Origin of the sequence: Phyllobacterium sp. 22229, from assembly GCF_052056495.1 — a bacterium.
Classification (GTDB): Bacteria; Pseudomonadota; Alphaproteobacteria; order Rhizobiales; family Rhizobiaceae; genus Phyllobacterium; species Phyllobacterium myrsinacearum.
In genome coordinates this window covers 22,404-30,768 of sequence record NZ_JBQEPA010000037.1, presented here as the reverse complement: position 1 = coordinate 30,768, position 8,365 = coordinate 22,404, and the positions used below count along the sequence as shown (strand labels likewise).

7 protein-coding genes are annotated in these 8,365 nt (G+C 61.3%); 5 read left to right on the top strand and 2 right to left on the bottom strand.

The genetic code is table 11. The annotated features are described in order from the left end of the window. Both ACTJJ7_RS27270 and ACTJJ7_RS27265 read right to left on the bottom strand, forming a co-directional pair. Positions 1-573 (bottom strand): PAS domain-containing protein (locus ACTJJ7_RS27270; protein WP_440969425.1); only part of this gene is annotated, 573 nt, incomplete at its 3' end. 208 nt (positions 574-781) lie between these two features. After that, positions 782-1,288 (bottom strand): peptide deformylase, encoded by a 507-nt coding sequence (locus tag ACTJJ7_RS27265; protein ID WP_440969424.1) that lies wholly within the window; start codon positions 1,286-1,288, stop codon positions 782-784. Between the two features lie 172 nt (positions 1,289-1,460). On the opposite strand from ACTJJ7_RS27265, the gene ACTJJ7_RS27260 reads away from it, so the two are divergent. The 5 genes from ACTJJ7_RS27260 to ACTJJ7_RS27240 all read left to right on the top strand — a co-directional run bounded on the left by ACTJJ7_RS27260 (position 1,461) and on the right by ACTJJ7_RS27240 (position 8,324). After that, positions 1,461-3,635: an ATP-binding protein gene (locus ACTJJ7_RS27260; protein ID WP_440969423.1), complete on the top strand. Its 2,175-nt coding sequence runs from the start codon at positions 1,461-1,463 to the stop codon at positions 3,633-3,635. Between the two features lie 184 nt (positions 3,636-3,819). Further along, entirely contained in the window at positions 3,820-4,011 is a 192-nt protein-coding gene (locus ACTJJ7_RS27255) for a hypothetical protein (RefSeq protein ID WP_105732127.1), read from the top strand. Positions 4,012-4,244: 233 nt separating this feature from the next. Beyond that, the gene (locus tag ACTJJ7_RS27250; protein ID WP_105732126.1) at positions 4,245-4,697 is read left to right on the top strand and encodes a (2Fe-2S)-binding protein; all 453 of its coding nucleotides are present in this window, start codon (positions 4,245-4,247) and stop codon (positions 4,695-4,697) included. 19 nt (positions 4,698-4,716) lie between these two features. Then, positions 4,717-7,008 carry a molybdopterin cofactor-binding domain-containing protein gene (locus ACTJJ7_RS27245; protein WP_440969422.1) on the top strand — a complete coding sequence of 764 codons (2,292 nt, stop codon included), beginning with the start codon at positions 4,717-4,719 and terminating at the stop codon, positions 7,006-7,008. Between the two features lie 11 nt (positions 7,009-7,019). Further along, complete coding sequence (locus tag ACTJJ7_RS27240) at positions 7,020-8,324, top strand: c-type cytochrome (RefSeq protein ID WP_440969421.1); 1,305 nt, start codon at positions 7,020-7,022, stop codon at positions 8,322-8,324. Positions 8,325-8,365 lie beyond the last annotated feature (41 nt).

Below are 8,365 nucleotides of genomic sequence, written 5' to 3'. Positions count from 1 at the left end.
CCGGCCGCTGACGACATCTTCGAATGCCTCGATTGTCCGGGCCTTGTCATCGGGATGAACGATATCCCACGCCACATTCTCCGCCGCCGGGCTAGCCGGGTCCAGTCCAAGCAGCGTCCGGTATTGCGGCGAACGCCAGACCCGGTTCGTGGCGATGTTCATGTCCCATATCCATTGCCCGGCGCTTTCAAGCGCATAGGTCGTTCGCTGTTCGATTTCGGCCAAGCGCTCGGAAATCTGCGTCATATTGGTGATATTGGTATAGGCCACCGAAATTCCCGCCACTTCCCCAAGGTCATTGGTCACCGGAGCGGCGGAAATCATCAGCGTTTCAGTCCCCCGCTGCATCTTGTGATCGGGAATGGGCTTTTCCTTCAGGGCCGCGACCAGGCTGGCGCGCAGCAGGGCAGCGTGGTCGGGCACGACATCCTCCACCGACCGGCCAGCCGCATGATCGCTGCTGACCCCAAGCATGCGGGAAAGCTGGTCGTTGACCGTCACGAAGATGCCGTCGCGATTGAGATAGCACAGCCCGACCGGGACCTTGTCGTAGACGGCTTCAATCTGGAGCAAGCGGTCGCCACCACGCTCATTTTGAGTATCGAATGGTGAGTTTCGCGACTTACTCGATGGCATTACGCAATCTTCGCTCCTCTGCGGTCATCGCCGCAGCATGTCTACTTTGGCGACGGGAGAGCCGGAGCGTCAAGTCAAATACTGCAATCTAAGGTTAATTATCGGTCACCCATTCAACCCTATGCTACACCCAAGCATCGGTGGGCTAAGCGATCTGGATGCGCTGCTGCTTTTCGAACCGCTTGATCAGCCGGTCGCGCTTGAGCCTCGACAGCCGGTACAGCCAGAAAATGCCGTCGAGCTGATCGATTTCGTGCTGCAGGCAAACGGCAAGCAGCCCGTCCGCCTCCTGCGTCTGCGCCGTGCCCGTTACATCCTGATAGCGGATGCGGATGGCCGCCGGACGTTCGACCTCGTCATTCATGCCGGGCATCGATACGCTGCCCTCCATGTTCCTGATCAGAACATCCGACGCCCACTCGATCGCCGGATTGATATAGGACCGCACGCCCTGACCATCCGCAAGCTCGATGACGACAACGCGCTTGAGGACGCCGATATGCGGCGCGGTTATGCCGATGCCGGGCGCATCGCGCATCGTGTCGAGAAGGTCGGCAACAAGCTGCTGCAAACCGTCATCAAACAGGGTGACAACCTCCGCCCTTGCCCGCAGATCGGGATGGGGGAATTTCAGAATCCTGCGGATCGTCATATCGATACTCCAGCCGGGCCGCGTGGCAGATCAGCAACGCACGGACTTCCTGTTGCCTCAAACCGGTGCCTGAATGCAAGCTTGCTTTACAAGCGCCACCCCGCCCGATAATCCACGAGGGGAAATACTGCGGTCGCCGTTATCGAACGGACTGACCCAACGAGGCTGATGCATGTCCTCCAGCGAAACCGAGATCAAACAACAGGTTCTGCCCAGGGGCGCGCTTTATATGACGCTGCTGGCTCTGGCCACGACGATTGCCTCGTTCATCGTCATGATGGGCATCACCAGCATCTCGCCGACAAAAGAGATCACCCAGCTCATCATCGCCGCCAATACCGTTTCGATCCTGCTGCTGGTCTACCTGTCCTATGCGACGGTACGAAAACTCTTCCTGTTCAAGAACAAGGAGAAGCACAATAATCTGCACACCAACATTGCCTTCATCTTTGCGCTGATCGCATCGATTCCGTCGATCATCGTGGCGTGCTTTTCCCTGATCATCCTCGACAACCGGCTGAATTCATGGATCAATGTCGACAACAACAAGATCATCGACATGTCCATCAAAGCAGCGCAGTCCTATACCGAGGACAATGCGCAGAATCTTTTGACCACGACCCTGTCCATGGTCATCGAGCTCGACCAGCGGCGCATGCTTTTCAGCCTGGATCGCGGCGCCTTTTCCGACTGGCTGACCTATGATGCGGGCCGCAACAACCTCTTGGGCGCATCTCTGGTCGATTCGAGCGGCACGCCCGTCGTCAGCGCCAGCCTCATCAATGACCACACCTTGCCGCCGGTTCCCCTGTCGGCCCTGCGCGGTGCCGCAGGCGACCGGCCAGTGTTGATCCCGCCGGGTGCCACCAATCTCGTCGGTGCCGTCATCAAGACGCAGGCCCTGCCCGATCTCTATCTCTACACCGTGCGAACGATCGATCCCTCGGCCCTCAACAATATGCGGATCATGACCGACAACAACAGCGAATACCAATCGCTGGCCAGCAACCGCAAGAACACGCAGATCGCCTATGCGCTGCTCTATATCGAACTCACGCTGCTCTTGCTGCTCACCGCCGTCTGGACGGGCATCGCCGTGGCCAACCGCGTGGTCCAGCCGATCCGCCTGCTCATCGGCGCGGCGGAAGAGGTGGCAACCGGCGATTTCGACGTCTCGGTTCCCGTGCGCGGCTCCGATGGCGACATCGGCTCGCTGTCCCTCACCTTCAACAATATGGTGCAGCAGCTGAAGACCCAGCATACCGACCTGATTTCAGCCAAGGAGCAGATCGACGAGCGCCGGCGCTTTACCGAAGCCGTGCTTTCGGGGGTGACCGCCGGGGTCATCAGCGTCAACACGGAAGGCGACATCGCCGTTATCAACCGGCCGGCCGAAACCATGCTGCTGGGTGACCACGTCTCCACCATCGGCAGCAACCTGACGGAACTCGTGCCGGAGTTCGGCGAAGTGTTCACCACGGCGCGCGACAGCGGCCGCTCGTCCAGCCGCAAGCAGATCGCCATGACCCGCAACGGCGTCGCCCGCTCCTTCAATGTCCAGATCACCCGGGAAGATGCGGATACGCACAACACCTCCTACGTGGTGACCGTCGACGACATCACCGATCTGGTGGCTGCGCACCGCTCCTCCGCCTGGGCCGATGTGGCCCGGCGCATCGCCCACGAGATCAAGAATCCGCTGACACCTATTCAGCTCTCCGCCGAACGGTTGCGCCGCCGCTACGGCAAGGTAATCACCGAAGACCGTGAAGTTTTCGACCAGTGCACCGAGACCATCATCCGGCAGGTCGGGGATATCGGCCGCATGGTGGACGAGTTTTCCGAATTCGCGCGCATGCCCAAGCCGCAACTGGTGGCGACCGACATCCGCGATGTGCTGCGCGATGCATCCTTCCTTGTGGAAATCAGCAACAGCCAGATCAAGTTTGCCCACGAATTCGCCGGCGAACCGCTGATCGGCAATTTCGACAGCCGCCTCCTGGGGCAGGCATTCGGCAATATCATCAAGAACGCATCGGAATCCATCGATGCGGTGCTGCAGACCGGCGTCATCAGCGAAGGACACATCCTGGTGCGGGCCATGGCCGACGGTCCGTCCATCGTTGCCGAGGTGCTGGACAACGGCAAGGGCCTGCCAGCGGAAAACCGTCACCAGTTGCTGGAGCCCTATGTGACAACCCGCGAAAAGGGAACCGGCCTTGGCCTGGCCATCGTCAAGAAAATTGTCGAGGATCACGGCGGGCAATTGGAGATGCACGATGCACCGGCGAGTTTCCATGAAGGGCGCGGTGCTCTTGTACGAATGGTCTTTCCGCGCGTGACCTGATCACGCGATTTTAACGAAAAGTTAACGCAATTTCACGGCTTCGATATCAAATGTGATGATTGCGTGGCGGACAACAAATTGAGCGGCACAGCTGAAAGTGTTATAGTCCATTCGCTGTAATCCGGATGGCTGAACACCCGTTCCGCACGCTCCGGCAGCAGGACATGAATCACTCCGGGCAAAAATGATCGTTGACCATCAGAGTCAGCGGCGGGTGTTCGTGATCCTTGAGAACGCGCTGGATTATCCGGCTACGCTCAACAGGAGGCAGGCGATGCGACACGTTAAAGAAAATGGCGATTTATCCAACTGGATGACATGCTCGGTCATTTTTTTCGGCGCACTGATGGTGACTGCGGTCATCCTCGCCATCTGATCATCCGGTGAACCTTGCAAATCTATCTCTGGCGATACGCGAGCAGGCGTAACGCCACCGGTTGTATTTTGCCGGCGCATTCCGGCGCTCCATGGCAGCGCCCTTGCGGCCGGCATTTATCACCTTCCCGTTACTACCTCTGGTAAGCACTGCTTTTCTGTGCCAACAATCATCCATGCTGCGTTGACTTTGACACCTGTCCCACGGGATGCGGATAACCGAGGAGCGGCCGAATGATAGCCCTGAATGTAAACGGCGAAGAACGCAATGTGGATGTGCCGGAGGATATGCCTCTGCTCTGGGTCCTGCGTGACGTCATTGGCCTGACCGGCACCAAGTTCGGTTGCGGTATCGCCCAGTGCGGCGCCTGCACGGTACAGCTCGACGGGCGGCCCGTCCGCTCCTGCGTCCTGCCTGTCGCTTCCGTCGGCGCCCGCAAGGTCACGACGATCGAAGCCATCGGCACGACGCCCGCGGGCAAGAAGATACAGGACGCCTGGCTTGACCTCGAGGTCATCCAGTGCGGCTACTGCCAGTCCGGGCAGATCATGTCCGCCTCGGCCCTGCTCGACCGCAACCCCGCCCCCAGCGACCGGGATATCGACGCCGCCATGTCCGGCAATATCTGCCGGTGCGGCACCTATACCCGGATCCGAGCGGCGATAAAGCAGGCCGCGAAGGCCTGAGAAAAGGGAGATAGCCAGCATGAGCAAGCCATCCTCCTCCCCGACAACAGCCACCTCCCGCCGCGCCTTCCTGCAGGGCGGCGGACTGCTTCTGGGATTTGCATTGTTCGGCGCAGGTATCAAACCCGTGCTTGCAGCGAGCACCGCGCTGCCGGTCGATGGCGATGTCACCGCCGCCTTTGCACCCGACGCCTTCATCCGCATCGGTACTGACGGGCTGATCACCCTCATCCTTCCCAATATCGAAATGGGTCAGGGCACCCATACAGGCGAAGCCACGCTGATTGCCGAGGAGCTGGAAGTCGGCCTTGACCAGGTGAAGGCCGTCGATGCGCCGCCGAACGACAAGCTCTACGCCACCGCAGCTTTGGGCGGACAGGCGACCGGCGGCTCCACCTCCATGCGGGCCACGTGGGAGCCCCTGCGCAAGGCCGGTGCAACCGCGCGGATGATGCTGATTGCAGCAGCCGCGGCAGAATGGTCCGTACCCGCGGGCGAATGCGTGGCCAGGCTCGGCGTGGTAACCCACCAGCCAACCGGACGCCAGCTTGCCTATGGGGCGCTGGCCGACGCGGCCGCCCGGCAGCCGGTTCCATCGCAGGTCACACTGAAGGACCCGAAGGATTTCCAGCTGATCGGCAAGTCGAGCCGCAGGCTGGACACGCCGGGCAAGGTCAACGGCGCGGTGAAATACGGCATCGATATCCGCGTGCCCGATATGAAGGTTGCAACCGTCGCCGCCTGCCCCGTCCTCGGCGGCAAGCTCGGGGATGTCGACGACAGGGCGGCGCGCGCCGTTCCCGGCGTGCGCGACGTCGTCCGGCTGGACAATGCCGTTGCCGTCATCGGCGATCATTTCTGGGCGGCAAAAAAGGGCCTGGAAGCCCTCGACATCAGCTGGGTCGACGGGGCGAACGCCAACCTTGCCAGCGCCAATATCATGGCGGCGCTGAAAGCAGCATCCGAGCGCAAGAAGCCGATCATGGCGCGGCAGGAAGGCGATGTGGACGGCAGGATGAAAGCCGCCGCCACGAAGGTCGAGGCGACCTACGAGCTGCCGTTTCTTGCCCATGCACCGATGGAACCGATCAATTGTGTCGTGCATGTACGACCTGATGAATGCGAAATCTGGGTCGGCACCCAGGTCCCGGCTATCGCGCAGGGCCTCGCTGCGAAAGTGACCGGTTTTCCGCTGGAGAAAGTCATCCTGCACAACCAGCTCATCGGCGGCGGATTCGGACGGCGTCTCGTGGCCGAATCCGTGGCGCAGGCTGCCGCCATCGCCAAGCAGGTGAGCTATCCCGTCAAAATCATCTGGACCCGCGAAGAGGATATCCAGCACGACCTCTACCGCCCCGCCTATTACGACCGCATATCCGCCGGTCTGGGTGCCGACGGATTGCCAACCGTCTGGGTCGACCATGTGGCTGGCGGCTCGGTGCTCGGAAATTACATTCCGGGCGGCTGGCCCGAGGACAAGCTGGACGATGATGCGGTCGAAGGCGCGGCCAAACCGCCCTATGACCTCCCCGTCATCCAGGTCGACTGGGTGCGCGAGGACCCTCCCGTTCCCATCACCTGGTGGCGCGGGGTCGGCCCCACGCACAATGTCTTCGTGGTTGAAAGCTTCATGGACGAACTCGCCCATGCGGCGGGCAAGGACCCGGTGGAATACCGCCGCGCCCTGACCAGAAACCAGCCGCGGGCAGCGGGCGTGCTTGAACTTGCCGCCGAAAAATCCGGCTGGGGCACGCCGCTTGCCGCTGGCATGGGCCGGGGTATCTCCCTGCACGATGCCTTCGGCAGCTACATGGCCGCGGTGCTGGAAATTTCCGTGTCACCGGCTGGCGAAATCACCCTGCACCGCGCGGTTGTGGCGGTGGATTGCGGCATCACCATCAATCCGAACACGGTGGAAGCCCAGATCGAAGGCGGGCTGATTTTCGGTCTTTCCGCGGCGCTCTACAGCGGCATCACCTTCACCGATGGCCGCGTCGACCAGAGCAATTTTCACGACTACCGCATCCTGCGCAACAATGAGGCGCCGAAGATCGAGATTTATCACGTCAAGAGCAGCGAATCCCCCGGAGGTATCGGCGAGACCGCGACGGTTTCGGCGGCGCCCGCTCTCGCCAACGCCATCTTTGCGGCCACCGGCAAACGCCTGCGCACGCTTCCCTTCAACCGGGACGCGTTGAAGACAGACGGCGCCGACAAGAAAAGCGTGTCGATGATTCCACCGCTCGCGGCACCCATCGCGGCAGCACTGGCAAGCGTGAAACCGGCCGATACCAAACTCGAAAAGCTGTGAGACCCTGAATTATGAAAAGACTCGGCCTCCTCCTTCTCGCCGCCGTGGTTGTCATTGCAGCGGGTGTCGCGATCTTCCTGTTCAAACCGGCCTCGCTGCCGGACGTTTCCGCAGCACAGGCAAAGCTGCCGGCGGGTCAGGCGCTGATCGATCGGGGCGAATATCTCACCCGCGCCGCCGACTGCGTTGCCTGCCACACCACCGCCGGTGGCAAGCCCTATGCGGGCGGCCTCGCCTTCAAACTGCCGTTCGGCACGATCTATTCGCCCAATATCACGGCGGACAAGGATACCGGCATCGGCAACTGGAGCGATGCGGAATTTGTGCGCGCGCTGCATCAGGGCATCGATAAGGACGGTCAGAATCTCTACCCGGCATTCTCCTACGCCGCCTATGCCCAGATGACGACGGAAGATGCGCTGGCCATCAAGGCCTATCTGTTCAGCCTGCCGCCGGTCAAAGCCGACGCGCCGAAGAACGAACTGGGTTTCCCCTTCAACCAGCGCTATGTGATGCGCTTCTGGAACCTGCTTTTCGTGCCCAGCGGCCCCTTGCAGCCGGACCCGGCGCAGACGGCTGAATGGAACCGCGGCGCCTATCTGGTCGAAGCCATGGCCCATTGCGGCGAGTGCCACACCCCGCGCAACCTGTTTTACGCCGTCGACAATGGCCGGAAATTCGCCGGGGCCGAACTGCAGGGCTGGAAGGCCTACAATATCAGCTCGGACAAGCGCACCGGCATCGGCGGCTGGAGCGACCAGCAGCTCTTCGACTACCTGTCGAAGGGCCATGCGGAAAATCGCGGCGCCGCCACCGGCAGCATGGGAGAAGCCGTCGACTTCAGCCTGCGCCATCTGACGCCGGAAGACATCAAGGCCATCGTCACCTATGTCAAATCGGTACCGCCGCAGACGTCCACCGACAAGGCTGTGGTTGAAGCAGAACCCGCTGCGCTCACGGCATCCACCGCCTATGCCCCTGCCGCGGACGCGGCAACGCAGGACGGGCTTGGTCTCAAGCTTTTCCAGGGCGCCTGCGCCAGCTGTCACGGCTGGAACGGCGAAGGACTGCAAACGCCCTATGCCGCGCTGAAAGGCAGCCGGACCGTCAACGACCCCGATGGCACCAATCTCATCCAGGTCATCCTCAAGGGCGCCCACATGACCACGCCGCAAGGCAGGCAGTCCATGCCAGCCTTTGCCACCGCCTATTCGGATGTCGAGATCGCGGCGCTGAGCAATTATGTGCTGGGGCATTTCGGCGGCAAGCAGTCGGCCATTACCCCGGCGGATGTGGCCAAGGCACGTACGCAATAGAGCAAAAGGCGGGATATCAGAGATAACACTTGATTTAGGGA

Bases quoted from the DNA above. Each gene is read 5' to 3' on its own strand.
- ACTJJ7_RS27240 (WP_440969421.1), top strand. From the start codon at position 7,020: ATGAAAAGACTCGGCCTCCTCCTTCTCGCCGCCGTGGTTGTCATTGCA.
- ACTJJ7_RS27260 (WP_440969423.1), top strand. From the start codon at position 1,461: ATGTCCTCCAGCGAAACCGAGATCAAACAACAGGTTCTGCCCAGGGGC.
- ACTJJ7_RS27250 (WP_105732126.1), top strand. From the start codon at position 4,245: ATGATAGCCCTGAATGTAAACGGCGAAGAACGCAATGTGGATGTGCCG.
- ACTJJ7_RS27245 (WP_440969422.1), top strand. From the start codon at position 4,717: ATGAGCAAGCCATCCTCCTCCCCGACAACAGCCACCTCCCGCCGCGCC.
- ACTJJ7_RS27255 (WP_105732127.1), top strand. From the start codon at position 3,820: ATGATCGTTGACCATCAGAGTCAGCGGCGGGTGTTCGTGATCCTTGAG.
- ACTJJ7_RS27265 (WP_440969424.1), bottom strand. From the start codon at position 1,288: ATGACGATCCGCAGGATTCTGAAATTCCCCCATCCCGATCTGCGGGCA.